The sequence below is a fragment of the uncultured Microbacterium sp. genome, assembly GCF_913776565.1.
Classification (GTDB): domain Bacteria; phylum Actinomycetota; class Actinomycetes; order Actinomycetales; family Microbacteriaceae; genus Microbacterium.
Genome location: NZ_CAJYPF010000010.1, coordinates 1 through 25,068, shown reverse-complemented (window position 1 = coordinate 25,068; position 25,068 = coordinate 1). Strand labels below are relative to the sequence as shown.

At 71.5% G+C, this 25,068-nt stretch carries 27 protein-coding genes and 1 tRNA gene; 15 read left to right on the top strand and 13 right to left on the bottom strand.

What is annotated here, in order from left to right:
* The 4 genes from QZ433_RS15105 to QZ433_RS00770 all read left to right on the top strand — a co-directional run.
* Positions 1–151 (top strand): DUF445 family protein (locus QZ433_RS15105; protein WP_366761850.1); only part of this gene is annotated, 151 nt, incomplete at its 5' end.
* A 158-nt stretch (positions 152–309) separates the two neighbouring features.
* Positions 310–663: a gamma-glutamylcyclotransferase family protein gene (locus QZ433_RS00780; RefSeq protein ID WP_295779553.1), complete on the top strand. Its 354-nt coding sequence runs from the start codon at positions 310–312 to the stop codon at positions 661–663.
* Entirely contained in the window at positions 660–1,559 is a 900-nt protein-coding gene (locus tag QZ433_RS00775; protein ID WP_295779552.1) for an arginase family protein, read from the top strand. The genes QZ433_RS00780 and QZ433_RS00775 overlap by 4 nt, the downstream gene beginning before the upstream one ends.
* Complete coding sequence (locus tag QZ433_RS00770) at positions 1,556–2,020, top strand: histidine phosphatase family protein (RefSeq protein ID WP_295779551.1); 465 nt, start codon at positions 1,556–1,558, stop codon at positions 2,018–2,020. Before QZ433_RS00775 ends, QZ433_RS00770 begins: the two co-directional genes overlap by 4 nt.
* A 144-nt stretch (positions 2,021–2,164) precedes the next feature.
* On the opposite strand, the gene hutI is transcribed toward QZ433_RS00770, so the two are convergent.
* The 3 genes from hutI to hutH are packed head-to-tail and all read right to left on the bottom strand — an operon-like array spanning position 2,165 to position 6,601.
* Positions 2,165–3,331, bottom strand: coding sequence for an imidazolonepropionase (gene hutI / locus QZ433_RS00765; RefSeq protein WP_295779550.1), 1,167 nt, complete (start codon positions 3,329–3,331; stop codon positions 2,165–2,167).
* Entirely contained in the window at positions 3,328–5,016 is a 1,689-nt protein-coding gene (locus QZ433_RS00760; RefSeq protein ID WP_295779549.1) for a urocanate hydratase, read from the bottom strand. The genes hutI and QZ433_RS00760 overlap by 4 nt, the downstream gene beginning before the upstream one ends.
* Before the next feature lie 31 nt (positions 5,017–5,047).
* Positions 5,048–6,601 (bottom strand): histidine ammonia-lyase, encoded by a 1,554-nt coding sequence (hutH, locus tag QZ433_RS00755; protein WP_295779548.1) that lies wholly within the window; start codon positions 6,599–6,601, stop codon positions 5,048–5,050.
* Between the two features lie 61 nt (positions 6,602–6,662).
* Between hutH and QZ433_RS00750 the strand changes: the two genes are divergently transcribed.
* Positions 6,663–7,436, top strand: coding sequence for an IclR family transcriptional regulator (locus QZ433_RS00750; protein ID WP_295779547.1), 774 nt, complete (start codon positions 6,663–6,665; stop codon positions 7,434–7,436).
* Positions 7,437–7,758: 322 nt separating this feature from the next.
* Here QZ433_RS00750 and QZ433_RS00745 read toward each other — a convergent pair whose 3' ends face one another.
* A complete protein-coding gene (locus tag QZ433_RS00745) occupies positions 7,759–8,763 on the bottom strand; it encodes a LacI family DNA-binding transcriptional regulator (RefSeq protein ID WP_295779546.1) in 1,005 nt (334 codons plus the stop codon).
* Between the two features lie 225 nt (positions 8,764–8,988).
* Between QZ433_RS00745 and QZ433_RS00740 the strand changes: the two genes are divergently transcribed.
* Genes QZ433_RS00740 through QZ433_RS00725 form a run of 4 tightly spaced genes read left to right on the top strand, consistent with a single transcriptional unit; the run spans position 8,989 to position 14,208 of the window.
* Positions 8,989–10,227 carry an extracellular solute-binding protein gene (locus QZ433_RS00740; RefSeq protein ID WP_295779545.1) on the top strand — a complete coding sequence of 413 codons (1,239 nt, stop codon included), beginning with the start codon at positions 8,989–8,991 and terminating at the stop codon, positions 10,225–10,227.
* A gap of 11 nt (positions 10,228–10,238) precedes the next feature.
* Positions 10,239–11,348, top strand: coding sequence for a sugar ABC transporter permease (locus QZ433_RS00735; protein ID WP_295779544.1), 1,110 nt, complete (start codon positions 10,239–10,241; stop codon positions 11,346–11,348).
* Positions 11,345–12,259 (top strand): carbohydrate ABC transporter permease, encoded by a 915-nt coding sequence (locus QZ433_RS00730; RefSeq protein WP_295779543.1) that lies wholly within the window; start codon positions 11,345–11,347, stop codon positions 12,257–12,259. Before QZ433_RS00735 ends, QZ433_RS00730 begins: the two co-directional genes overlap by 4 nt.
* On the top strand, positions 12,256–14,208 hold the full coding sequence (locus QZ433_RS00725) for a glycogen debranching N-terminal domain-containing protein (RefSeq protein WP_295779542.1): 1,953 nt from the start codon (positions 12,256–12,258) through the stop codon (positions 14,206–14,208). The genes QZ433_RS00730 and QZ433_RS00725 overlap by 4 nt, the downstream gene beginning before the upstream one ends.
* Before the next feature lie 199 nt (positions 14,209–14,407).
* Here the strand turns inward: QZ433_RS00725 and QZ433_RS00720 are convergent, their stop codons facing one another.
* On the bottom strand, positions 14,408–14,884 hold the full coding sequence (locus tag QZ433_RS00720) for a YbaK/EbsC family protein (RefSeq protein WP_295779541.1): 477 nt from the start codon (positions 14,882–14,884) through the stop codon (positions 14,408–14,410).
* 254 nt (positions 14,885–15,138) lie between these two features.
* Between QZ433_RS00720 and QZ433_RS00715 the strand changes: the two genes are divergently transcribed.
* Positions 15,139–16,212, top strand: coding sequence for a Glu/Leu/Phe/Val dehydrogenase family protein (locus QZ433_RS00715; protein ID WP_295779540.1), 1,074 nt, complete (start codon positions 15,139–15,141; stop codon positions 16,210–16,212).
* A gap of 66 nt (positions 16,213–16,278) precedes the next feature.
* Here the strand turns inward: QZ433_RS00715 and QZ433_RS00710 are convergent, their stop codons facing one another.
* The 3 genes from QZ433_RS00710 to QZ433_RS00700 all read right to left on the bottom strand — a co-directional run bounded on the left by QZ433_RS00710 (position 16,279) and on the right by QZ433_RS00700 (position 17,824).
* Positions 16,279–16,617 (bottom strand): Lsr2 family protein, encoded by a 339-nt coding sequence (locus QZ433_RS00710; RefSeq protein WP_295779539.1) that lies wholly within the window; start codon positions 16,615–16,617, stop codon positions 16,279–16,281.
* A gap of 114 nt (positions 16,618–16,731) precedes the next feature.
* A complete protein-coding gene (locus tag QZ433_RS00705) occupies positions 16,732–17,454 on the bottom strand; it encodes an acetolactate decarboxylase (RefSeq protein ID WP_295779538.1) in 723 nt (240 codons plus the stop codon).
* Positions 17,455–17,482: 28 nt separating this feature from the next.
* Positions 17,483–17,824 carry an Lsr2 family protein gene (locus tag QZ433_RS00700; protein ID WP_366761848.1) on the bottom strand — a complete coding sequence of 114 codons (342 nt, stop codon included), beginning with the start codon at positions 17,822–17,824 and terminating at the stop codon, positions 17,483–17,485.
* A 175-nt stretch (positions 17,825–17,999) separates the two neighbouring features.
* On the opposite strand from QZ433_RS00700, the gene QZ433_RS00695 reads away from it, so the two are divergent.
* Both QZ433_RS00695 and QZ433_RS00690 read left to right on the top strand, forming a co-directional pair.
* Complete coding sequence (locus QZ433_RS00695) at positions 18,000–19,499, top strand: amino acid permease (RefSeq protein WP_295779536.1); 1,500 nt, start codon at positions 18,000–18,002, stop codon at positions 19,497–19,499.
* A gap of 125 nt (positions 19,500–19,624) precedes the next feature.
* Entirely contained in the window at positions 19,625–19,750 is a 126-nt protein-coding gene (locus QZ433_RS00690) for a hypothetical protein (RefSeq protein ID WP_295779535.1), read from the top strand.
* A 122-nt stretch (positions 19,751–19,872) separates the two neighbouring features.
* Here the strand turns inward: QZ433_RS00690 and QZ433_RS00685 are convergent.
* From QZ433_RS00685 to galU, 4 genes are all read right to left on the bottom strand, one after another.
* Positions 19,873–19,948, bottom strand: a tRNA-Ala gene (locus QZ433_RS00685).
* Positions 19,949–20,238: 290 nt separating this feature from the next.
* Positions 20,239–21,294: a large exoprotein gene (locus QZ433_RS00680; protein ID WP_295779534.1), complete on the bottom strand. Its 1,056-nt coding sequence runs from the start codon at positions 21,292–21,294 to the stop codon at positions 20,239–20,241.
* Positions 21,295–21,382: 88 nt separating this feature from the next.
* Positions 21,383–22,006, bottom strand: coding sequence for a GNAT family protein (locus tag QZ433_RS00675; protein WP_270353309.1), 624 nt, complete (start codon positions 22,004–22,006; stop codon positions 21,383–21,385).
* A gap of 13 nt (positions 22,007–22,019) precedes the next feature.
* Positions 22,020–22,910 (bottom strand): UTP--glucose-1-phosphate uridylyltransferase GalU, encoded by an 891-nt coding sequence (galU, locus tag QZ433_RS00670; RefSeq protein WP_295779533.1) that lies wholly within the window; start codon positions 22,908–22,910, stop codon positions 22,020–22,022.
* A gap of 62 nt (positions 22,911–22,972) precedes the next feature.
* Here galU and QZ433_RS00665 point away from each other — a divergent pair, with 62 nt between their 5' ends.
* From QZ433_RS00665 to mscL, 3 genes are read left to right on the top strand one after another with little or no spacing between them, the layout of a single operon-like run.
* Positions 22,973–23,569, top strand: coding sequence for a 5-formyltetrahydrofolate cyclo-ligase (locus QZ433_RS00665; RefSeq protein ID WP_295779532.1), 597 nt, complete (start codon positions 22,973–22,975; stop codon positions 23,567–23,569).
* 17 nt (positions 23,570–23,586) lie between these two features.
* Positions 23,587–23,853, top strand: a complete 267-nt coding sequence (locus QZ433_RS00660) for an FmdB family zinc ribbon protein (RefSeq protein ID WP_295779531.1) — start codon at positions 23,587–23,589, stop codon at positions 23,851–23,853.
* A 34-nt stretch (positions 23,854–23,887) separates the two neighbouring features.
* Positions 23,888–24,310, top strand: coding sequence for a large conductance mechanosensitive channel protein MscL (gene mscL, locus QZ433_RS00655; protein ID WP_295779530.1), 423 nt, complete (start codon positions 23,888–23,890; stop codon positions 24,308–24,310).
* 387 nt (positions 24,311–24,697) lie between these two features.
* On the opposite strand, the gene QZ433_RS00650 is transcribed toward mscL, so the two are convergent.
* Positions 24,698–25,068: hypothetical protein (locus QZ433_RS00650; RefSeq protein ID WP_295779529.1), on the bottom strand; the 371-nt coding region annotated here is incomplete at its 5' end.

The window sequence follows — 25,068 nt, the reverse complement described above, 5'->3', positions numbered from 1 at the left end:
CGCGACCGATGCGCGCGCCGCCCGGCTGGGACGGTCACGATCCCCACGTCAGGTGCGCGACCTGCAGTACATCCGCCTGAACGGCACGATCGTCGGCGCCCTGGCGGGACTGGTCATCTTCACGGTCGCGCACCTGACGTGGGGATCGTGACCGTCCCAGCCGGGCGGCGCGCGCATCGGTCGCGGCGCTCGATCGCGCCGAGCGAGCGCGCCCGCACCGGCCCGCATCGCGCCGCGTCCGCGACGTTGCGCGACGCGGCCCCGCGTCGCACCGGCCCGCGCGGTCCCCGGGTGAGTACCCTGGGCCGGGTGAGCGACGGTTCGGGGACCGCGGAGTTCCTCTTCACCTACGGGACGCTCCAGCTGCCCGACGTGCAGCTGGACACCTTCGGCCGCGTCGTCGAGGGCGACGACGACGCGCTGGCCGGGCACCGGCTCGAGTGGGTCGACGTCGGCGACGAACGGGTCGCCCAGCTCTCGGGACTCGACGAGCACCCCGTCCTGCGCCGCACCGGCGATCCGCGCGATCGCGTCTTCGGACGCGTCCTCGCGCTCGATGCCGAAGAGCTCGACGCCGCCGACGAGTACGAGGTGGCGCTGTACCGGCGCACCTCGGTCGTGCTCGCGAGCGGGCGCACCGCGTGGGTCTACGTGTCGGCATGAGCGCTCTGTCCGTCGATCCGCTGTGGCCGCGCGCCGGAGACTGGCCGCCGCCCTCGTCGCACGCGGATGCCGTCATCCTCGGCGTCCCCGCCCACGAGACGTCGCTCTCGCCCACCGGTGCGTCCGAGACGCCCGCCGCGGTGCGGGCGGCCCTGCGTCGCTTCTCGCCGACCGTGCTGGGTCCACCCCCGGTCGACCTGAACCACGTACTGCGCATCGCGGATGCCGGCGACGTCGCCGATCCCGACGGCCTGGAGGGCGAGGCGCGCGTGCGAACAGCGGTCTCGCAGCTCGATGCGGCACGGCTCGTCATCGCCCTGGGGGGCGACAACTCCGCCACCTACGCCGTCGCGCAGGGGCGGGGTGCACGGGGTCTCATCACGCTCGACGCCCACTTCGACCTGCGCGACGGCGCGTCCAACGGCTCCCCCGTCCGCCGCCTGATCGCCGACGGGCTCGACCCCCGACGCATCGTGCAGATCGGCATCGCCGACTTCGCCAACTCCGCCGCATACGCCCGCCGCGCCGACGACGCCGGCATCACGGTCATCGCGATCGACGAGGTGCGCCGCCGCGGCATCGACGACGTCGTCGCCGAGGCCCTGCGCATCGCCGGCGGCGACCGGCAGGGAGCCGCAACCGGCGGCATCCACCTCGACATCGACGTCGACGTGTGCGACCGCTCCGTCGCCCCGGGCTGCCCCGCGAGCGTTCCCGGCGGCCTCGCCGCGTGGGAGCTGCGCGCGCTCGTGCGCGGCCTGTCCCGAGACCCCGGCGTGACCAGCGCCGACATCGTCGAGGTGGATGCCACGGCAGACGCCGCCGACGGGCGAACCGTTCGACTGGCCGCCCTGTGCGTCCTGGAGCTCCTGGCCGGATTGGCGGAACGACCATGATCCAACTCGTCCTCGCACGACACGCGAAATCGGACTGGGCCGACGAGGGCCTCGACGATCACGACCGGCCGCTGAACGACCGCGGACGCCGGGACGCCCCCGCGATGGCCCGCACGGTGCTCAAGGCCGGCGTCCGCCCCGAGACCCTGCTGTCGAGCACGGCCCTGCGCGCCCGGCAGACCGCCGAGGCGTTCTCGGTCGTCTTCGACACCGAGGTGCGCGAGCTGGCGGAGCTCTACCTCGCCGCCCCCGACGCCCTGCTCGCCGCCGCGCGGGCCGCCGGGGCCGACGAGGTCATGGTCGTCGCGCACGACCCCGGCATGAGCGCCCTCGTCTCGCGCCTGGCCGACCGCGACGAGCGCATGGTCACGTGCGCCGTGGCGGTGTTCACCTGGCACGAGGGCACCTGGGACGACGTGGATGCCGTTCCCCCCGACGAGTTCGAGCTGTTCACGCCCTGAGTCCCGGCATCCGCACCAGCCCCACCGGGAGAGACGATCGGTCGCTCCGACCGTGCCGCGGGCACGGCGGCACCGCCGCGACCGATGACGGAGGCGAGGGCGGCGGCGCGGGAACGCCGGTAGGCGCCACCCACCCGGACGAGGTCACACCTCGACGCCGTCCTTCCACACCCGGCGCACCAGCGGCACCCCCGGCCGATAGGCCAGGTGGACTCGCGACGGCGCGTCCACCAGGACGAGATCGGCCCGGCGTCCGGGAGCGACGACACCCACGTCGTCGCGGCGCAGCGCCCGTGCGCCGCCGGCGGTCGCCGCCCACACTGCCTCGTCGACGGTCATCCCCATGTCGCGCACGGCGAGGGCGATCATCAGCGGCATCGAGCTGGTGAAGCTCGACCCGGGATTGCAATCGCTCGCGAGCGCGACGGTGACGCCGGCGTCGAGCAGGCGTCGGGCGTCGGGATACGGTTGCCGCGTCGAGAACTCCACGCCCGGCAGCAGGGTCGCGACGGTGTCCGAGGCGGCGAGCGCCGCGATGTCGTCGTCCGTCAGGTACGTGCAGTGATCGACGGCCGCCGCGCCCATCGCCACGGCGAGAGCGACGCCCCCGCCCGGACCGAGCTGATTCCCGTGCACACGGATGCCGAGACCCGCCGCCCGGCCCGCCTCGAGCACCCGCCGACTCAGCGCGGGGCTGAAGGCGCCCTCCTCGCAGAACACGTCGACCCAGCGCGAGAACGGGGCGACGGCGGCGAGCATGTCCCCCGTGACGAGGTCGACGTACGCCTCCGCCCGGCCCGCGAACTCCGGCGCGACGACGTGCGCGCCGAGGAACGTCACCTCGTCGGTCACCTCGCGGGCCAGTCGGGCGAGACGCGTCTCGGTGACGACGTCGAGGCCGTAGCCGGTCTTGATCTCGAGCGTGGTCGTGCCCTGCGCCCGGCACTCGGCGACGAGGGCCGCGAGTCGTCCCCGGAGGGCGTCGTCGGAGGCCGCACGGGTCGCGGCGACGGTCGTGCGGATACCGCCCGCGGCGTAGGACGAGCCCGCCATTCGCGCGGCGAACTCGTCGGACCGGTCGCCCGCGAACACGAGGTGCGTGTGACTGTCGACGAACCCCGGCACGACGGCCCGCCCGCCGACGTCCACGACCGTCGCCTCCGTCTCGGGAGCGTCGCGCGACGAACCGACCCACGCGATGACCCCGTCCCGGACGAGGACGGCGGCATCGTGCCGCGTGCCGCACGCGTCACCGGCATCGGCGACGTTCGTCGTCAGCTCCCCGATGCCGGTCAGCAGCAGCGTCGTCATGGCATCGGAACGGTCAGGCCGCGCTCGGCGGCGACCTCGCGGGCGCGGTCGTAGCCGGCATCCACGTGCCGCATGACACCCGTGCCGGGGTCGTTCACGAGCACGCGCGCGAGCTTCTCGGCGGCCAGCTCGGTGCCGTCGGCCACGCAGACCTGACCCGCGTGGATGCTGCGGCCGATGCCGACGCCCCCGCCGTGGTGCAGCGACACCCACGAGGCTCCGCTCGCGGTGTTGAGCAGGGCGTTCAGCAGCGGCCAGTCGGCGATCGCGTCGGAGCCGTCGGCCATCGCCTCGGTCTCGCGGTAGGGCGAGGCGACCGATCCGGCGTCGAGGTGGTCGCGGCCGATCACAATCGGTCCGGACAGCTCCCCCGAGGCGACCATCTCGTTGAACCTCAGCCCCGCGAGGTGGCGCTCCTGGTAGCCGAGCCAGCAGATGCGCGCCGGCAGTCCCTCGAAGTGCACCTGCTCGCCCGCCTTCTCGAGCCAGCGGTGCAGGGCGGTGTCGTGCGGGAAGAGCTCGGCGACGGCACGATCGGTCTTGGCGATGTCCTCGGGGTCGCCCGAGAGCGCGACCCAGCGGAACGGACCCTTGCCCTCGGCGAACAGCGGCCGGATGTAGGCCGGCACGAACCCCGGGAACGCGAACGCGCGGTCGTAGCCGCCCAGCTCCGCCTCGCGGCGGATCGAGTTGCCGTAGTCGAAGACGGCGGCTCCGGCATCCTGGAATCCCACCATCGCGCGCACGTGGGCCGCCATGCTCTCGCGGGCGCGACGCGTGAAGTCCTCGGGGTCGCGGGCCGCTTCGGCCGCCCACTCGTCGACCGACAGGCCCGCGGGCAGGTACGACAGCGGGTCGTGCGCGCTCGTCTGGTCGGTGACGATGTCGATCGGGATGCCGCGGGCCAGAAGCTCGGGGAACACCTCGGCCGCGTTCCCGGCGACGCCGACCGAGAGCGCCGACCCCGCCTCGCGCGCGGCGACCACGCGCTCCACGGCCGCGTCCAGGTCCGGGGCCACCTCGTCGAGGTAGCCGTGCGCGACGCGGCGGTCCAGGCGCGAGCGGTCCACGTCGACGATCAGCACCGCGCCGCCGTTCATGGTCACCGCGAGGGGCTGCGCGCCGCCCATCCCGCCGCAGCCGGCGGTGAGGGTGAGAGTGCCCGCGAGCGATTCCCGGCCGAGCGATCGCGCGACCGCCGCGAACGTCTCGTACGTTCCCTGCAGGATGCCCTGCGTGCCGATGTAGATCCACGACCCGGCGGTCATCTGCCCGTACATCGTGAGCCCGAGGTCTTCGAGGCGGCGAAACTCGGGCCAGGTGGCCCAGTCCCCGACGAGGTTCGAGTTGGCGATGAGCACGCGCGGGGCCCACTCGTGCGTGCGGAACACGCCGACCGGCTTGCCCGACTGCACGAGCAACGTCTCGTCGGGCTCGAGCTCGTCGAGGGTGCGCACGATCGCGTCGTACGCGGCCCACGAGCGGGCGGCCCGACCGGTGCCCCCGTAGACGACCAGATCGTCCGGGCGTTCGGCGACCTCGGGGTCGAGGTTGTTCATAAGCATGCGCTTGGCGGCTTCGGCGCCCCAGCTCTTGGCGGTGCGGACGTTGCCGCGCGCGGCGCGGACGGGACCGCGGACGCCGGTCTCGTGCGTGGATGCGGCGGATGCCAGGGTGTCGGTCATGCGGGATCTCCTTCGATCGGGCGCGGGTGGTTCAGGGGGACGGGACGAGGGCGGGCTCCGCGTGCTCGAGCGCGGCCCGGGCGATCCCGCCCGAGAGCACGAGCGCGGTGACCGCCTCGATCTCGGGCGAGACGAAGCGGTCGGGGCCGGGGCCCAGCACCCGCTGACGGACGAGGTCGCGGACGGCGCCGGTGGCCGCGGCGGGCTGCAGCGGGGCGCGCAGGTCGAGGGCGCGGCATCCGGTCAGGACCTCGATCGCGAGCACGCGGGCGAGGCCGTCGATCGCACGGCGGAGCTTGCGGGCGCCGGCCCAGCCCATCGACACGTGGTCCTCCTGCATCGCGCTCGAGGGGATCGAGTCCACCGACGCGGGCGCCGCGAGCCGCTTGAGCTCCGACACGATCCCCGCCGCGGCGTACTGGGCGATCATGAGCCCCGAATCGACCCCCACCTCGTCGGCGAGGAACGGGGGCAGCCCGTTGCTGCGCGCCACGTCGAGCGCGCGATCGGTGCGCCGCTCGGACATGGATGCCACATCGGCGACCGCGATGGCCAGAAAGTCCAGGACGTAGGCCACCGGAGCCCCGTGGAAGTTGCCGTTCGATTCGACGCGGCCGTCCACGGTGACGACCGGATTGTCGACCGCGGATGCCAGCTCGCGCTCCGCGACATGCGCGGCGTGAGCCACCGTGTCGCGGGCGGCGCCGTGCACCTGCGGCGCGCAGCGCAGCGAGTAGGCGTCCTGCACGCGCGTGCACTCGGGGCCGCGGTGGCTCGCCACGATCGGCGAGCCGGCCAGGAAGGAACGCAGGTTCGCGGCGGAGGCGGCCTGACCGAGTTGCGGGCGGAGCGCCATGAGGTCGGCGGCGAAGACGGCATCCGTCCCCAGCTGCGACTCGATCGACAGTGCGGCCGAGACGTCCGCCGTGGTCAGCAGCATCTCGAGATCGTGCAGGGCGAGCAGCAGCATGCCGAGCATGCCGTCGGTGCCGTTGATGAGGGCGAGCCCCTCTTTCTCGCGCAGCGCGACGGGGGCGATGCCCGCGGCGGCGAGGGCGTCCGCGGCCGGACGCAGCTGCCCCGCGGCGTCGCGCACGTCGCCCTCGCCCATCACCGCGAGGGCGACGTGCGACAGCGGAGCGAGGTCGCCCGAGCAGCCGAGCGAGCCGTACTCGCGCACGACCGGGGTGATCCCGGCGTTGAGCAGAGCCGCGTACGTCTCAACGACGACGGGGCGCACCCCGGTGCGGCCGGTCGCGAGCGTCTGCAGGCGCAGCAGCATCAGCGCGCGCACGACCTCGCGCTCGACCTCGGCACCGGTTCCCGCGGCGTGCGAGCGAATGAGGCTCGCCTGCAGCTGCGCGCGCCGGTCCTCGGCGATGAAGGTGGTGGCCAGGGCGCCGAACCCCGTCGAGATGCCGTAGTGCGGCTGCGGGTCGTCGGCCAGGCCGTCGATCAGAGCGCGGGTGTCGGCCACGCGCCGCACCGCTTCCGCGTCGAGGGTCACACGCGCGTCGTGGCGCGCGACCTCGACGACCTCGCGCGGGGTGAGGGGGGTGGATCCGACGGTGACGCTCGTGTGCATGAGGCGATTCCACCGCGTCCGCTGTCGCGAAACGACGGGGTTCTGGCATCCTGTGTCTGTCATGCCAGACATTCCGCGCCCGCAGGTCCCCGCCGCCGATCAGACGCTGCGGATCCTCACCCTTCTCGCGCGCCAACCCGGCCCGATGGCCGCGCAGACGATCGCATCCACCCTCGGCATCCCGCGCTCGAGCGTGTACCACCTGCTGGCGACGCTCGAGCAGCACGGGTACGTCGTGCACCTGCCCGGCGATCGCCGGTGGGGACTCGGCACCGCGGCGTTCGAACTCGGCGGCGGCTACGCCCGGCAGCAGCCGCTCGCCCGCCTCGGCCGCCCGCTGCTCGCCGGTCTGTCGGACCGCGTCGGCGAGAGCGCGCACCTCGCCGTGCTCGCCGGGCGCGACGTGCTGTACATCGTCGAGGAACGCGCGCCGCGGCGCCCCGCCCTGGTGACCGACGTGGGGGTGCGCCTGCCCGCCCACCTGACCGCGACGGGTCGGGCGATGCTGGCGGCGCTCCCCCGCGAGCAGGTGCGCGCGCTGTTCCCGGATGCCACCGCCCTCACCCAGCGGCACGGCTCAGGACCCGCGACCCCCCGTGAGCTGCGCGAGGTGCTGCGCCTGGTACGGGCGGACGGCTTCGCGAGCGAGAACGGCGAGGTGACCCCCGGATTCCGCTCCGTCGCCGCCGCGGTGCTCGATCACGCCGGGTGGCCCGCCGCGGCCGTGGCGGTCACGTGGCCCGCCGACGGCCCCGCGCGCGACGCCGCTGCGCTGGCCTCGGCGGCGTCGTCCACGGCAACCGAGCTCGCCCGCCGCATCGGCCGCCCCGCCTGACGCCCCCCTTTCCCTCTCTCTCACCCCTCCGCGCCCCTTACGCACCTTTTCATCGGCGCCATTTGGCACCGATGAACCCATCCCCCAACACTTCGACGCCGACGAACCACACCCCACACCCCCGCCCACCGACGCACCTTTTCATCGGCGCCATTTGGCACCGATGAACCCACCCCGCAACACTCCGGCGCCGACGAACCACCTCCCGCACCCCCGCGACAGCGCGCGCGAGCGAGAGCGCGCCCCCGCGACACCGCGCGAGCGACACCGCGCGAGCGACACCGCACCCCCGCGACAGCCCACGCCGGCGACACCCCGTGCGTCAGCGCACGATGAGCCGCGGCTCCACCAGCACGTGCGCCGCGCCGGCGGTCGCGGCGCGCGGGGCCACGACGTTGCCGTCGCCCATGAGCAGTTCGAGGGCCCCGGATGCCACCCGCTCGGGCAGCTGCTCGACGCTCGACAGACCCAGGGCTTCGGCCGCCGGGGTGTTGTCGAAGCCGACGATGCGCACGTCGGGGCGCCCCGCGAGCGCGGTCGCCAAGTGGGCGCCGATCGCGAGGGAGTCGCTCGCGCACACGATGGCGTCCACCGCAGGGTCCGCCGTGAGCCCCGCGGCCACGGCGTCGCGCGCGAGGGACACGCTGTCCTCGACCACCCAGCGTGGTCCGCGCGCCGCCCCGACGCTCTCGCGCCAGCCGCGTTCGCGTTCGTCGCCCGTCCCCGATCCGCCGGGCCAGCCGAGGAAGGCAACGCGCCGCACGCCGTCGACGTCGAGCAGGTGCGCGGTCGCCGCGCGCGTCCCGGCGGCGCCGTCGACGTCGACCCACAGGTGCGCGGGCGCTTCGACGTCGTCCTCGCCCCACGGTCGACCGAACGACACGAACGGCAGACCCCGGGCGTTCAGCCATCCGGTGCGGGGGTCGCCGTGGAACGTTCCGGTGATGACGACGGCATCCACTTCTCCCCCCTCCCGCAGGTCGGACAGCCGGTCGATCTCCTCTTCGGCGGTGCGCGCGGCGTACAGCAGCACGCGCATGTCGCGCTCGCCCGCGCTCTCGGTGAGGGCGTGCACGAAGCGATCGAGGACGACCCCGGCGATGCCTCCCGCGTAGGGATCGAGGTGGATGCCGATGGTCGAGCTGCGGCGCGTGCGCAGGCGCCGCGCGGCGGCGTGCGGCCGGTAGCCGAGCTCCGCGATCGCAGCTTCCACGCGCAGCCGCGTGGTCTCGCGCACGATATCGGGGGTGTTGACGACGTTCGACACGGTCTGGCGGGAGACCCCCGCCACGCGGGCGACGTCGTCGACGGTGGGCGCTTTCATCATCGCCGTACTCCCCTCTCCGCGATCCGGGTCCCTTACCGCTGGCGCCTCCGTGCGCGGCACGGTGCGCGCCCTCGCGGTCTCGTCAGCCTAAAGGGTCGGCGCCGCGACGGCTTGACACGCGACCCCGCCGTTCCTTACCTTTGTCGAACCGTCATTTGAACGTTCAAAAAGACGGCCCTCCGAGCACCCGGAGGGGTCGCATGCCTCATCGAAGGAGAGAGACACATGACACGGCATCCTGTCCGCCTCTGGCTCACCGCCGGCGCCCTGCTCGCCACCGGAGCCCTCACGCTCACCGCGTGCGGCTCGGGCTTCTCCGACACCCCGGGCGAAGGCCAGGCCTCGGGCGGCGGAAAGCTCACGCTGCTCATCGGCTCCTCGGGCGACGCCGAGACCCAGGCCGTCACCGATGCCGTCGCCGCGTGGAGCGAGCAGTCGGGCGTCGAGGCCGAGGTGCAGACCGCCAACGACCTCCCCCAGCAGCTGTCGCAGGGCTTCGCCGCCGGGTCGCCGCCGGACCTGTTCTACCTCGCCCCCGAGGCCCTCGCCGGCTACGCCGCGAACGGCTCGATCCAGGCGTACGGCGACGACCTGTCGAACAAGAGCGACTTCTACCCCTCGCTCGTCGACAACTTCACCGTCGACGGTCAGTTCTTCTGCGCCCCCAAGGACTTCTCCACGCTCGCGCTGATCATCAACACCGACCTGTGGGCGGCGGCGGGACTCACAGACGCCGACATCCCCACGACGTGGGATCAGTTGGCATCCATCGCCCAGAAGCTCACCACCGACGGCCGGGTGGGCCTGGCGTTCGGCGCCGAGTACCAGCGCGTGGGCGCGTTCATGGCTCAGGCCGGCGGCGGACTCGTCACCGACGGCAAGGCCACCGCCGACAGCGCCGCCAACGTCGAGGCGCTCGACTACGTCAAGACGCACCTCAACGACGGCACCTTCGCGTTCGCCTCCGACGTGGGCGCGGGCTGGGGCGGCGAGGCGTTCGGCACCCAGAAGGCCGCGATGGTCATCGAGGGCAACTGGATCTCGGGCGCGATGTCGGCCGACTACCCCGACGTGAAGTACACCGTCGCCGAGCTCCCCGCGGGCCCCGGCGGCAAGGGCACGCTGCAGTTCACCAACTGCTGGGGCATGGCCGCCGACAGCGGAAACCAGGAGCAGGCCCGCTCCCTCGTGGAGTACCTGACCGGCACCGACCAGCAGCTGGCCTTCTCGAAGGCGTTCGGCCCGATGCCCTCGATCCAGTCGGCCGCCGACGCGTGGTCGACCGCCAACCCCGACAAGACCGCGTTCCTCGCCGGCGCCGACTACGCGCAGTTCCCGCCGAACATGGCCGGTGCCGCCGATGTCATCACCGACTTCAACGCGCAGCTGGAGTCGCTGAAGACCGGTGACCCGCAGGCGCTGCTGAAGACGGCGCAGTCCAACCTCGAGGCGATCGTCAAGTAAGCGACCCCCTCATGAGTGCTCTCACCACAGCGCCGCGTCGCGCCGGGTCCCCCTCCGCGGGGATCCGGCGCGGCGAGGCCGCCGCCGGCTGGCTCTTCACCGCCCCCGTGCTGATCATCCTGGGCGTGTTCCTGCTCGTCCCCGTGCTGATGGCGTTGTGGGTGAGCTTCTCGGACTGGACCGGACGCGGCAGTCCCTTCTCCCCGAGCGTCGGCTTCGTCGGCCTCGACAACTACGCCGCCGTCACGACCGGCGGCGGGCTCGCCGAGCGCGACTTCGGTACCGCTCTGCGCAACAACGCCTGGTACGTGCTGCTGGTCGTCCCGCTGCAGACGGCCCTCTCGCTCTTCCTCGCGGTGCTCGTCAACCGCGCGGTCCTGCGCGGTCGCGGCCTCTTCCGCACCGCCTTCTACTTCCCCTCGGTGACCAGCTCGGTCGCCATCACGGTGCTGTGGCTCTTCCTCTTCTCGGCATCCGGTGCCGTCAACGAGGTGCTGTCGTGGCTCGGCATCAACGGCCCCAACTGGTTCAGCGACCCCTCGGGCGTCGTGCACAACCTGCTCGCCGCGGTGGGCGTCACCAGCGGTCCCGCCGTCCTGACCGACAACACGATGCTGGGCGTGTCGTGGTGGGATTGGCTCGCCGGCCCCTCGGTGGCGATGTCGGCGTTCATCCTCATGGCGGTGTTCACGACCTCGGGCACCTTCATGCTCCTGTTCATCGCGGGCCTGCAGAACATCGGCGCCGACGTGCAGGAGGCCGCGATGATGGACGGCGCGAACGGCTGGCAGCGCTTCTGGCGGGTCACCCTCCCCCAGCTCAAGCCCGTGCTCTTCACCGTGCTGACACTCGGGCTCATCGGCACCTGGCAGGTGTTCGACCAGATCTACACCGGAACCCAGGGCGGGCCCGGCAAGACCACCCTCACCCCGGCCTACCTCAGCTACTCGTCGGCGTTCCTGTCGCAGCAGTGGGGACAGGGCGCGGCGATCGCCTTCGTGCTGTTCGTCATCATCGTCGCCCTGACGATCCTGCAGCGCTTCGTGCTGCGCGATCGCCCGGTCTCGCGACGTCGTCTGCGCCAGTACGAGGTGCCCGCACAGAAGGGGGTCACGCGATGACCGCCACGGCCTCCCCGCAGACGACCGTCCTCGCCGAGCAGCGCGTCGATGGCCCCGCGCGCCCCGTGAAGCACCGCATGTCGGCCAAGACCCTGCGCTGGCAGATCGGCCTGTACGTGCTGCTGCTCGTCTTGGCGCTGATCTACATCTACCCCTTCCTCGTTCAGGTGGCGACGTCGTTCAAGACGGATGCCGCCGCGGCCGCCGACCCGATCTCGCTGACCCCGCAGCCCTTCACGTGGGCCGCGTACGAGCGCCTCTTCCTCAACTCCGATTTCCCGGTGTGGTTCGGCAACTCGGTCGTGGTGACGGTGTTCGTCACCCTCGGCCGGGTGTTCTTCAACTCCCTCGCCGGATACGCGCTCGCGCGCCTGCAGTTCCGCGGTCGCGGCATCGTGTTCGCCGGCCTCGTCGCGGTCATGGCCGTGCCGGCCGTGGTGCTGCTGATCCCGAAGTTCCTCGTGATCAACCAGCTGGGCATGTACGACTCCTACGCGGGCATGATCCTGCCCCTCCTCGTGGATGCCGCGGGCGTGTTCATCATGAAGAACTTCTTCGAGTCGATCCCGCCGTCCGTCGAGGAGCAGGCCCGCATCGACGGAGCGGGCACCTTCCGCGTGTTCTGGTCGGTCGTGCTGCCGATGGCGCGTCCCGCCCTGATCACGATCGTCATCCTGTCGTTCCAGGGCTCGTGGAACGAGCTCAGCCACTTCGTCATCTCCACCCAATCGCCCGAGCTGACCACCCTGACCAAGGGCGTGGCGTCCCTCGCGAGCGGTCAGCTCAGCCAGGGCAGCCAATTCCCCCTCAAACTCGCGGCCGCGGCCCTGATGACGATCCCGGTCGCCGTGGTGTTCTTCATCTTCCAGCGCCGCATCATGAACGCCAGCGAAGGAGCCGTCAAAGAATGACCACCGCCCCCACCACCTCGCCGAACGGGACGACCACCGAGACCATGCCCCTGCAGCCCCTGCTCAACGACGCCCTCATCGTGCTGCGCGCGCCGACCCAGGCGTGGTCCGACGGCTCGGGCGACATGGGTGCCGCCGCCGTCCACGGCGTCTACCACGGCGACGTCCGCCACGTCCGTTCACTCGTCGCCTCGTGCGACGAGTCGCCGATCGAATGGATCTCGACCGCCCCGGACGGCGCCTCGCGCGTCGTGTTCGGCGGCATCCTGCGCGGAATCGACGACCCCACCCCCGATCCCAAGGTGCGGCTGCTGCGCGACCGGCGGGTCGACGACGGCGTCGTGAGCGAGTCGTGGACGGTGCACTCGCGCGTCGACGAGCCCCTCCGCACGACGCTGCGCCTGCGGCTGACCCCCGAATTCGCGCAGCTGCACGAGGTCAAGTCCGGCCACGCGCACCCGCGGCAGACCGACGTGGTCATCGACGGCGCCGACGCCCGGATCGACGCCGGCCCGCAGGGGCTCGAGCTGGTCGCCCCGGGCGCCCGCGTGGCATCCGATGCCGACGGTGTCGAGGCCGCGTGGACCCTCGAGATCCCCGCCTTCGGGGCGGTCGAGATCGGGTGGACCCTGAACCTGCGCGACGACACCCTGGTCGTCGGCTCCGCGATCGCCCCTGCGCGCTGGGATGCCGCGGCCGTCGCCGCCCGGGCCGATGACCCCCGGCTCGCGCGCTGGCTGCGCACGGCGCTCGACGACCTCGACGCGCTGCGGCTCGTGCTCCCCGAGCACCCCCGCGACGAGTTCTTCGCCGCGGGAGCGCCGTGGTTCTTCACCCTCTTCGGCCGCGACTCGATCTGGGCGGCGCGCCTGGCCCTCCCCCTCGACCGCGAGATCGCGGCATCCACCCTCCGTGTGCTCGCGCGCCTGCAGGGCACCGACGACGACGCGCAGACCGCGCAGGACCCCGGCAAGATCCTCCACGAGCTGCGCGCCTCGGCGCTCGAGATCCCCGGCGAGGGCATCGTGCTGCCGCCGAAGTACTACGGCAGCGTCGACTCGACCCCCCTGTGGATCTGCCTTCTCGCCGACGCGTGGCGCGCCGGCATGCCGAAGGCCGAGGTGCGCGAACTCCTCCCGGCGCTCCGCGGGGCGCTCGGCTGGATCCGCGACAGCGGCGACAGCGACGGCGACGGCTTCCTCGACTACATCGACCGCCTCGGCACGGGCCTGTCGAACCAGGGCTGGAAGGACTCCGGCGACTCGATCCAGTGGCGCGATGGCACCCTCGCCGAGGGACCGATCGCCCTGTGCGAGGTGCAGGCGTACGCGTACGAGGCCGCCCTGGCCGGAGCCGACCTGCTCGCGGAGTTCGGAGAGGCGAAGGATGCCGACGACGTCGCGTTCTGGCGCGCCTGGGCCGCCGACCTCAAGCGTCGCTTCGCCGAGACGTACTGGGTCGAGACGCCCGAGGGCCGCTACCCCGCCGTCGCCCTGGACCGCGACAAGCGTCCCGTCGACACGCTGACCAGCAACATCGGGCACCTGCTCGGCACCGGCATCCTCTCCCCCGACGAGGAGGCGCACGTCGCCGGGCTGCTGCTCGGCGAGAGCATGTCGAGCGGATACGGCATCCGCACGATGTCGACGGGAGCCGCCGGCTACTGGCCGGTGTCGTACCACGGCGGCAGCGTCTGGGTGCACGACACCGCCATCTGCGCGCACGGCATGCTGCGCGCCGGCCTGCGCGCGCAGGCGCGTACCGTCGTCGACGGACTCCTGGATGCCGCCGAGGGCTTCACCTACCGCGTGCCCGAGCTGCACGCCGGCGACCCGCGCACCCACTCGTCGGTCCCCACCCCGTATCCGGCCGCGTGCCGACCGCAGGCGTGGTCGGCCGCCGCCGCGGTGGTGTGCCTGACGACGCTCACGCCCTCCCCCCAGGCGTGAGCCCGCCGGGCGGCGCCGTGCCCGAGCGGCGCCGCCCGGTCCTCCCCGCGCGCGACGCCGTTGCGCCGGGGCACCCCCTCGTCCCGAAAAACGCGGTGCATGTCCCACTTTTCGCCGGTTGAGCCCCGCCTGAACCACCAGAAGTGGGACGAGGCCGGTGAGGGGCGGGTCGACAGCACCCCGGGCGAAGGCCGGCGCCTCACGCCACGCGCGCGACCGTCCCGCCCGTCAGCCCCACCAGCTCGTCGAACGTCAGCGGGAACACCGTGTGCGGCGTCCCCCCGGCGGCCCAGATCTCGTCGAACGCCGCGAGATCCTCGTCCACGACGGTCGGAAGCGCGGCGGGGTGACCGGTCGGTGCCACCCCGCCAATCGGCTGACCGGTCGCCGCGAGCACCTGCTCGGGCGTCGCCCGACGGATCGCCCCGCGCCCGAGCCTCACGGCGAGGGCCGCGGTGTCGACGCGGTGCGCACCGCTGGTCATCACGAGCAGCGGCTCGTCGTCGCTCCAGAACACCAGGCTGTTGGCGATCGCGCCCACCTCGACGCTCAGGGCCGCGGCGGCCAGCGCCGCCGTCGACGCGGCATCCGGCAGCACGATGATCTCGCCAGCGATCCGCGCGTCGCGCAGCGCGGCGGCGACGAGGCGGCTCCGGGCGGGCAGGGCGTCGGTCATGCCCCACAGCCTATGACGGCCCCCGCGGTCGCCCCGCCCGCGTCGCTCCCCCGCGAGAGCACACCAGCGGCGCGACCCGGTACCTTGCGCGCCGTCGCGCCCGGGTGGTCTCGCGCCGATCGTGTGATCTCGATGAATGGCGCAGCACAGTCGTCGCGACCGACCGAGCGACACGGCAGAATGATCAATGGATGCCGCAATGCCGCGGCATCCGCGAAGAGCCGCCCACAAGGCGGTCGACGACAAGGAACGCGATGACCAACGCCCTGCCCCTGCCCGATTTCACCCACGAGCGCGTGGAGGTGATGACGGGACGCCGCAGCGGCCTGTTCATCGCCGTCGCCCTGCACTCCTCGGTCCTCGGCTCCGCCCTCGGCGGCGCCCGCCTGTGGACGTACCCGTCCTGGACCGACGCCCTGGGCGATGCGCTGCGCCTGTCCGCCGCCATGACCCTCAAGAACGCCGCCGCCGGTCTCGACGCGGGTGGCGGCAAGAGCGTGATCGCCCTTCCCCCGGGCACCGTGCTCGACGCCGATCGCCGTCGCGCCGCCTTCCTCGACCTCGGCGACGCCGTCGACAGCCTGGGCGGTCTGTACCGCACCGCCGAAGACGTGGGATCGACCACCGAGGACATGCTCGTCGTCAGCGAGCAGACGCCCCACGTGGTGGGGCTGCCCGACACCGTCGGCGGTTCGGGTGAGCCCGCAGGGCCGACCAGTCTGGGCGTGTACGCCTCTCTCGTCGCGACGCTGGAGCGCGTCGCGGGCGCCGGCGACGTCGCCGGGCGCCGCATCACGATCGCGGGTCTCGGTCAGGTGGGCAGTCGCCTCGCCGAGCGTCTCGCCGCCGAGGGCGCCGTGCTCACCGTCACCGACGTCAACCCGGCCAAGCGCGCCCTGGCCGCCGAGCTCGGGGTGTCGTGGGTCGAGCCGGGAGAGGCGCACCTGATCCCGGCCGACGTGTTCGTGCCCGCCGGTATCGGCGGAGTCCTCACCGACGAGGTGATCGACGCGCTCGACGCCCGCGCCGTGTGCGGCCCGGCCAACAACCCCCTCGCCGACCGCTCCGGCGCTGAGCGCCTCTCGCAGCGCGGCATCCTGTACGCCCCTGATTTCGTGGTCAACGCGGGTGGCGTCATCTATCTCGACCTGGTGGCCAAGGAACGCGGCACCCTCGAGCAGATCATGGGCCGCGTCGCGGGGATCGGCGACACCGTGCGCCGCATCTTCGACGAGGCCGCGGCGCGCGGCGTGACGCCGCTGGCCGCCGCCGAAGGACTGGCGGCCGCGCGCCTCGCCGCGGGCGCGGCGACGACCGCGCTGGTCTGACCCGGGCAACGACCGAAGCCGGGTGCCGTGATCGGCACCCGGCTTACGTCTTCGTCAGAGGGGTGATCAGTGCGCGGCGTCGTACGCCGTCAGGATGCTTTCCGAGATGCGCCCGCGGTCGCTGATGGGGAATCCGTTCTTCTCGGCCCACGACCGCACGTCGACCAGGTCCCGTGTCGGAATGGCCCGCGGCCGCGACGCCCGTCGGGCCGGGACGTGCGCGGATCCGGCGGCGCGTCCGGCCGCGATGAACGGCTGGAATGCATCGCGCAATTTCTCTGCATTGTCCTCGGAGAGGTCGATCTCGTAGGCGCGGCCCTCGAGAGAGAAGTGCACCGTCGTTCCATCGTCGATGACGGTGCCGTCGAGATCGTCGATCAACTGGGTGATGTGCTTTTTCGCCATGCGCCGACCTTATGAGCCGCTCGCGCGAGGGCACCGTCGCACCAGAGATATTTCACCCTGCTTTTCGCCCGGCCCCGAAAGGCATCCTCGCGTCCCTCATTCGACGTGGACGCATTACTCACCATTCTCGACAGCGACGATTCGGTGATCGTCGTCATGCGAGAGCTCAGCGGCGAGAAAGCGATCATCCGTCGGAACCCGAAGGTGGAAGTCCGCGAACGCCGTCATGTGCAATACCCCCGGGCCGAGCTCCGCTCCCCGCACATGGCCGCCGACGGTCCGATCCGCGCTGATGAAATGCAGGTGCAGCCCCGCCACCGTGATTCCCTGATAGATCCGTGGCATCCAGAATCCGACGAGGGAACCCTCAATCGCGACCGAATCCGTCTCGATCTGCTCGGCGGCGACATCCGCGAGCGGACGTCGTGGCGGCGACTGGCGCCGCGTGACGCGCGTGCGAATCCGGTCGGCCGTGCCGTCCCAGCGCACCGCGTGGAAGAGGTTGCGGCTGCGCAGCCGCTCCTCGACGAGAGCGCGGAAAGCGGCGAGATCTCCGCGATCGGTAGGAATCGCGGGCGAGGAACCGACGGTGCAGACGTCTGCGAACGGAAGAACCTCGTCGTCGTCCATCAGCCGGGGCGGTGCGTCGGCGGTGCACTCGAGCAGCTCGCCGTCGACCAGGACGACTTCGCCACCCAGCCCCTCGCAGCACCCGATGCCCGTGTTGCCGAGCGCGCGCACGTCGCGAGCGGGAATGCCCTGCGAATACACGCCGCTCAGGAGGGCGTCCAGGACCGCGAATTGAGAGACGGCGCCCGGGGAGAGGGGCGTTGTCATATCCTCTCCCCGGAACGCCGCAGAGCGATCAGGAATTCGCCTCGTTGTACGCGTCGAGGATGGAGGACGGAACGCGGCCGCGATCGCTCACGGTGTGGCCGTTCGCCCGGGCCCATTCGCGCACGGCGCCCAGATCGACGTCGCTGGTACGGCGTTCGCTGCGGCCACGACGGGCGGTGGTGTTCCCGCGCGAGACCGAGCGGGCGGCATCCACGAAAGGCGCGATCGCCGAATAGAACTTGTCGGCATTGCGGTCGGAGAGGTCGATCTCGTAAGCGCGACCTTCGACCGAGAAAGTGATCTGCTTTCCCTGCCCGTCTTCGAGAACAGAACCGTCGAGGTCATCCACGAGGTGGGTGATGTGCTTCATAGCCATAATATGGAAACCATACACCCGAATGCATCTCATAACCTATGCGTATTCACGTCTGGTAAATCCCTTTCGCGCCCGCCCATCGGGACTCGGTCGCGGGCGCCGCGAGGGACTATCCTCCCCAAGGTGGTGTCCGCTCCCTGGGCGCCACCCCAGACAGAGAGAGCATCTCGTGAGCCTATTCCGCACCAAGTCGGTGGAGCAGTCCATCGCCGACACCGATGAGCCGGAATTCCGGCTCAAGAAGTCCCTCAGCGCGGTCGACCTGACCGTCTTCGGCGTGGGCGTCGTGATCGGCGCCGGCATCTTCACCCTGACCGGCCGTGCCGCCAACGAGGTCGCCGGCCCCGCGGTCGTGATCAGCTTCATCATCGCCGCCATCGCCTGCGGCCTCGCCGCCATGTGCTACGCCGAATTCGCCTCGACCGTCCCCGTCTCGGGGTCGGCGTACACGTTCTCTTACGCGTCGCTGGGCGAACTGTTCGCGTGGATCATCGGCTGGGACCTCATCCTGGAAATGTTCCTGGGCGCGAGCGTCGTCGCGCAGGGGTGGAGCGCGTACCTGGGCGCGTTCCTCGGGCAGATCGGCATCGTGCTGCCCGAGAATCTCTCGTCGGGCGGCTTCGTCGACGTCCCGGCGATCCTGCTCGTCCTCGTGCTCGGCGGTCTCATGACGGTCGGCATCAAGGAATCGCTGCGGGTCAACCTGGTGCTCGTCGCCGTGAAGCTCTTCATCGTGCTGTTCGTCATCATCGCCGGCATCCTGTTCATCAACCCGGCCAACTACACCCCCTTCGTTCCCGAGAGCGTCCCGACCGAGTCGGCATCGGGCCTGACCCAGCCGCTGCTGCAGTTCCTGTCGGGGCTCGAGCCGGCGACCTTCGGGGTCGGCGGCATCCTCGCCGGCGCCGCCCTGGTGTTCTTCGCCTACATCGGCTTCGACGTCGTGGCCACCACCGCCGAGGAGACCAAGCGTCCGCAGCGCGACCTGCCGATCGGCATCATCGCGTCGCTGGTGATCTGCACGATCCTCTATTGCGCCGTCGCCGTCGTCGTGACCGGCATGGTCCCCTACTCCGAGCTCAACCCGCAGGCCGCGCTCGCGAACGCCTTCGCGTTCCACGGTCAAACGTGGATGGCCACGGTCATCGCCGCGGGTGCCGTCGCCGGTCTCACCACCGTCGTGCTGACGCTGCTGATCGGCGCGACCCGCATCATCTTCGCGATGTCGCGCGACCGTCTGCTCCCCGGCGGACTGGCCAAGGTGCACCCGCGCTTCCGCACCCCGTGGGTCATCTCCATCATCGTGACGGCGATCGTGGCGATCGTCGCGGGCTTCACCCCCATCGGCATCCTCGAAGAGATGGTGAACATCGGCACGCTCTCCGCGTTCGTGCTGGTCTCGATCGGGGTGGTGGTGCTGCGTCGAAAGCGCCCCGACCTCAAGCGCGGCTTCCGCGTGCCGCTGAACCCCGTGCTGCCTATCCTGTCGGCCCTCATCTGCACGTATCTCATGCTCAACCTCTCGGTCGAGACGTGGCTGCGCTTCCTGATCTGGCTCGCCCTGGGCTTCGCGATCTACTTCGCCTACTCGCGCAGCCACGCGCGCCTGGGCACCGGAGCTCCGCTCGACCCGACGAAGCCGCACGTGGTCGCCCCGCCCAAGGAGTGACCCGCGTCTGATCCCCGGATGCCACGCCCCCGCCGTTCCGAGACGGCCGGGGGCGTGGCATCCGTCGTTTACGGCCAGGGAATCCCGCTGACCGTGCGGCCACGTGCGCGGTCGAGAGTGGGCGCATGAGAACCTCCACCCTGCTCACGCTCACCGAGCGGCCCGGCGCCCGTATCTCCGCGCACCCGGGCGACGGGGCGGGCACGGTCCTCCGGATCGCGTTCCCGGACCGGGGAGATGCTGTGTTCTGACGCCGCGATCACGGGCGGCGCCGTGGGGCTCCCGGGGCAAGGGGTCCGCGCCCCGGCACGGGAGACGCGACGCGCCCGAGACGACGAATCGCCGCACCTTTGCGGTGCGGCGATTCGGGTTGTGGTGGACCTGAGGGGATTCGAACCCCTGACCTCCTCGATGCGAACGAGGCGCGCTACCAACTGCGCCACAGGCCCGGACAACTCGACAACACTATCACGGCCTCAGACCATGGTGAGACCATCCGGCAGCCCAGCCAGCCGCCTCCACCGCGCATATGCCCCGCGCCGTATGCCGGGTCGATGGGCCGCCGCGACGCGTGCGAAACGGTGCACAACGGCGGGAGGAATCATGACACTCCGGCCCGACGAGCAGTGAACCCGGCGTGTCACCTGGTCGGCCCGCAGCTGTGCCCGGGGCCACAGCCCAGGGCGAATTCGCGCCTGGGGGACCCGACGAAGACGGAACCGGGACGACGGGCGGGGAGTTACTCGCCCGAGGCGCGGCGCGCGAGAAGGCGCTGCACGTGATCCTCGATCTCGCTGTCGTCGACGTATCCCATGGCCGCGTACGGCGAGGGCGCCGGCGCGGCAGCGGCGGGACGAGCCGTCTCGATCGGCGTGGGGGCCTGCTCCGCGGCGATCGAGCGCGCCGCCTCTTCGCGAGCCGCGGCGCGCAGGGCGTCGCGGGCGATCTGCACGTCGACGACGGCCGCGGCACGCGACCCGACCGACGCGACGAGGGGGCGCGGCAGTTCGCGCGGCGTCCACGTCGGACGGGGCGTCGGCACCAGGACGACGTCCTGCAGCTCGACGGCGGCGTGAGAGGCGGCCACGATCACGGGCGCCACCGCGGTACGGCCGGCGACGAGCGCGATACGACGCAGAAGAATGAGGGATGCCACGACCACCGCGACGCCCGCGACGAGCAACACGGGAGCCGCTCCCCCGACGACCTGCACCACGCCGACGATCGCCGCGATGAGGCCCGCGAGGGCGACCGTCGTGACGGCCAGACGGAAGCGCCGACGAATCCGCGCGCGTCGCGCCGCCGGCACGGCGACGGCCGCGGCCCGCTCGGCCAGCGCGCGCTCGACGGCGGCGGCCCGCTCGGCGCGGCTCTTCTCGAGCGCCGCGGCGCGCTCGGCGCGGGCGACGTGGACCGCAGCGGCGCGCTCCGCGCGCGCCAGTTCGAGGGCCGCCGCGCGCTGCTCCTTGACGACGTCGCGATCGCGGGCGCTCTCGAGACGCGCGACCTCGAGGCGGGCCTTGGCCGCCGCGAGCTCGGTCTGCGCCTTCTCGGCCTGGATCTGACGCGCGAGCTTCTGCTGCTGATGCGCGGTACGCGCGGTCAGCTCGAGCCGCACCTCACGGGGCGTCTCGGCGGTCTCGGCGAGCACGCGCAGGGCCTGATTGAGGCGAACGGCATTGCGTTCGGCCGAGGTGAACCGGTGCCGGCTCTGCCACGACGGAAGGAGATACACCAACCAGAGCGCGACCGCGACGAAGACGATCACGCCACCGCTGAGAACCTGCCCACCCATGGCTCAAAGGTAGGTCACCGAGAGATCACACCTCGGCATCCCCCCGCGTGTCGTGCCGAGACTCGGGGAAAGAAGACGCAAGGACCCCTCAGAGGCGATCGGCGGGCGGGATGCGCGCCGCATCGGGCGGCACCTGCCCGCGCTCCCACCGGTCGAGCACGCCGTGCGGCACCTCTTCTTTGACGAGCGCGAACGAGTAGTGGTCACGCCAGTCGCCGTCGATGTGGATGTAGCGTCGCCGCAGCCCCTCGTACCGGAACCCGAGCTTCTCGACGACGCGCAGACTCGCGTGGTTCTCGGGGCGGATGCAGATCTCGATGCGGTGCAGATTGAGCATCGTGAAGCAGATGTCGGTCGCCATCGCCACGCCGATCGTGGTGATGTTGCGCCCGGCGTACTCCTCGGCCACCCAGTAGCCGATCGTCGCCGAGGCGAGCGAGCCGCGCGAGACGCCCCACACGTTCAGCTGACCGGCGACCTCGTCCTGCCACTCCATGACGAAGGGCACGCCGAGGCCGTCGCGGAACTGCTGCAGAAGACGACGGATGCCGAGGCGCATGTCGAACGACACGGGACCGTCGGGGCTGGTCGCCTCCCATCGGCGCAACCAGGCGCGGTTGTCGATCAGCTGCTGCTGAAGAACACGCGCGTCGCGATTGCGGATGAGGCGGATCGACACCTCGCCGTGCCGCCGTGGGACGGAGAGATCCATGACACTCGCGGGGTCAGAGACCCTGAGCGAACTCCTTGAACCACGGGCGCAGCGCCGGCCCGAGATCGTCGCGGTCCGCGGCGAGCTGCACGATGGCCTTGATGTAATCCACGCGGTCGCCGGTGTCGTAGCGGCGCCCACGGAAGACGACGCCGTACACGCCGCCGCCCTCGCCACCGCCGGTCGCGAGCTCCTCGAGGGCGTCGGTGAGCTGGATCTCTCCGCCCTTTCCCGGCTCGGTGCGCTCGAGGATGTCGAACACGTCGGGGCCGAGCACGTAGCGGCCGATGACCGCCAGGTTCGAGGGAGCGTCTTCGGCGCTGGGCTTCTCGACGAGCTGGGTGACCTTGACGACGTCGTCTTCGTCGGTCGGCTCGACCGCGGCCACTCCGTAGAGGTGGATGTGCGCCGGGTCGACCTCCATGAGGGCGATGATCGTGGCCGAGCGCTTGTCGTACTCGTCCATCATCTTGGTCAGCAGCGGGTCGCGCTCGTCGATGAGGTCATCACCGAGCAGCACCGCGAAGGGGTGGTCGCCGACGTGGCTGCGGGCGCGCAGCACCGCGTGGCCGAGGCCCTTGGGCTCGCCCTGACGCACCATGTGCACGTCGGCGAGGTCGGACGAGTGCTCGACCTTGGCGAGCTTGTCGTGGTCGCCCTTCTCGCGCAGCTTCGTCTCGAGCTCGGGCATCGAGTCGAAGTGGTTGGCGATGTTGTTCTTGTTGCGACCGATGATGATCAGGACGTCTTGGATGCCGGCACCCGTCGCCTCCTCGACGACGTACTGGATGGCCGGCTTGTCGACGACGGGAAGCATCTCCTTCGGCATGGCCTTGGTGGCGGGGAGGAAGCGAGTACCGAGGCCTGCGGCCGGAATGACGGCCTTGAAGGGCTTGTGAGACATGGGGATACCTTAGCGGTGCCGCGTGACGACGCCGTTACACACGCGCACGTAGACTTACGCGCATGCCGGATCGCATCGAGCAGGCCAAGCGCGCGTTCCGCGCCGACCTGCGCGAACGCCGCCAGACTGTTTCCGCGCACGCGCGCGAGATGGCCGAGGCGGGCGTCAAAGAACAGCTCGACGCCCTCGTCGACAGGATCGGGGCGCGCAGCATCTCGTGCTTCCTGTCGACCCCGACCGAACCGGGCACCCACGCCTTCGTCTCGGGAGCGGTGGCGCGCGGCATCCGCGTGCTCCTGCCCATCACCCGCGAGGACGGACTGCTCGACTGGAGCGTCGCGACACCCGAGACCGAGATCACCGAGGGCATGTTCGGCCTTCCCGAACCCGTCGGCGACGTCCTGGGGCCCATCGCCGTCAACGACGTCGACCTGCTCGTGATCCCGGCGGCCGCCGTCGACCACCGGGGCATGCGGCTCGGCTGGGGACGCGGCTACTTCGACAAGACCCTCGGCTCGATGGAGCGCTGCCCCCCGGTGTACGCGGTCATCTTCGACTCCGAGTTCGTCGACGACGTGCCTCGCGACGTGCACGACCAGCCCGTCACGGGAGTGGTCACGCCCACGCGCACGGTCGCGATCGCCGCCCCCACCGCCTGACCACCCGAAGGATCGCCATGCCCACCTACTCCTACGCCTGCAAGCAGTGCGGCCACCGCTTCGACGCCGTGCAGTCCTTCTCGGATGCCGCCCTCACCGAGTGCCCCTCGTGCGGCGGCGAGGTGCGCAAGCAATACGGCTCGATCGGCGTGACCTTCAACGGCTCGGGCTTCTACCGCACCGATTCGCGCGGATCGTCCGGCGCGGCTTCTGGCGGCTCCTCGTCTTCTTCGACATCATCGAAGTCGGAAACGAAGACGTCCGCCCCGTCCTCGGCCTCCTGAGCCCCGGTCGGCGCGGCAGAAGGGGAGCCAGCGCATGATCAAGGGATTCAAGGAGTTCATCCTCCGCGGCAACGTCATCGACCTCGCGGTCGCCGTCGTCATCGGCGCGGCGTTCACGGCCGTCGTCAACGCGATCGTCAGCGCGCTGATCAACCCGCTGATCGAGATCTTCTACAAACCGAACGAGAACGGCGAGTTCGGGCCGACCATCACCGGCATCTACGGTCAGGCGGTGACGTTCCCCCTCGGCGGTCTGCTGACGGCGATCATCAGCTTCTTCGCCGTGGCGCTCGTGGTCTACCTGGTGTTCGTCTACCCGATGAACCGCTGGAAGGCCATCGCCGCAGCGCGTGCGGGAGTGGGAGCCGAGAAGTCCGAGGAGCCCGCGCTCCCGACCGAGCAGGAACTGCTCGTGCAGATCCGCGACCTGCTCGAGCGTCAGAACGGCCGCGCCTGAACGCCCGCGCCTGACCTCGCGACGCCCGCGCCCGGAGCACCCTCCGGCGCGGGCGTCGTCGCGTCCGGACGTCAGTAGTGGGGTGGGACGTCGCGCAGCATGCGGTCGTCATTGGGGCCGGATGCCACCGGCTTGGACGCCGCGCCTCGCTCGGCCTCGTCGGCAGGTGCCGGTTCAGCGATGGTTCCCGGGGCCGCGAGCAGACGTGCGCGGCGCGCCCCTGTGACCCGGACGACCGGTTGACGCACCGGGGCCCCGGGGGCATCGACCGGCTCAGCCCCCTGTCGCTCAGCCTCGTCCGCCGAGGTCTCCGAGCCCGTCGAAGGGACCGGAACCCCCTCCGCGGCGCCGGGGGAACCGGCATCCGGGATCCGCACCATCCGAGGCTCAGCCGGGCAGGTCGAGGGGTTCGGTCGTCGACTCCGGCGGCGCATCGCCCTCGGGGGCGACGCCCAGCAGTTCGGCGATACGCGCGGCCACGCCGGCCGGGTCGCTGTACAGATCGAAGGCGTGCACGCGCACGTAGTGCCAACCGAGGCGACGCAGGATCTGCGGGCGCAGGCGCAGCGTCTCGCGCAGCGACTCGCCACCCGACTCCGGATCGCTCTCGGCGACGACGGCCTTGCCCTGGTGGCGCGCCACGAGGGGCAGCAGACCGCGGTAGTCGACGTCGACCTCGACGCCCAGGCGGCGCAGCTCCCGCGCCAGGGCACGGGTCAGCGGGTCGGCGAGGTCTTCGAGACGGCTCTCGCGCCCGC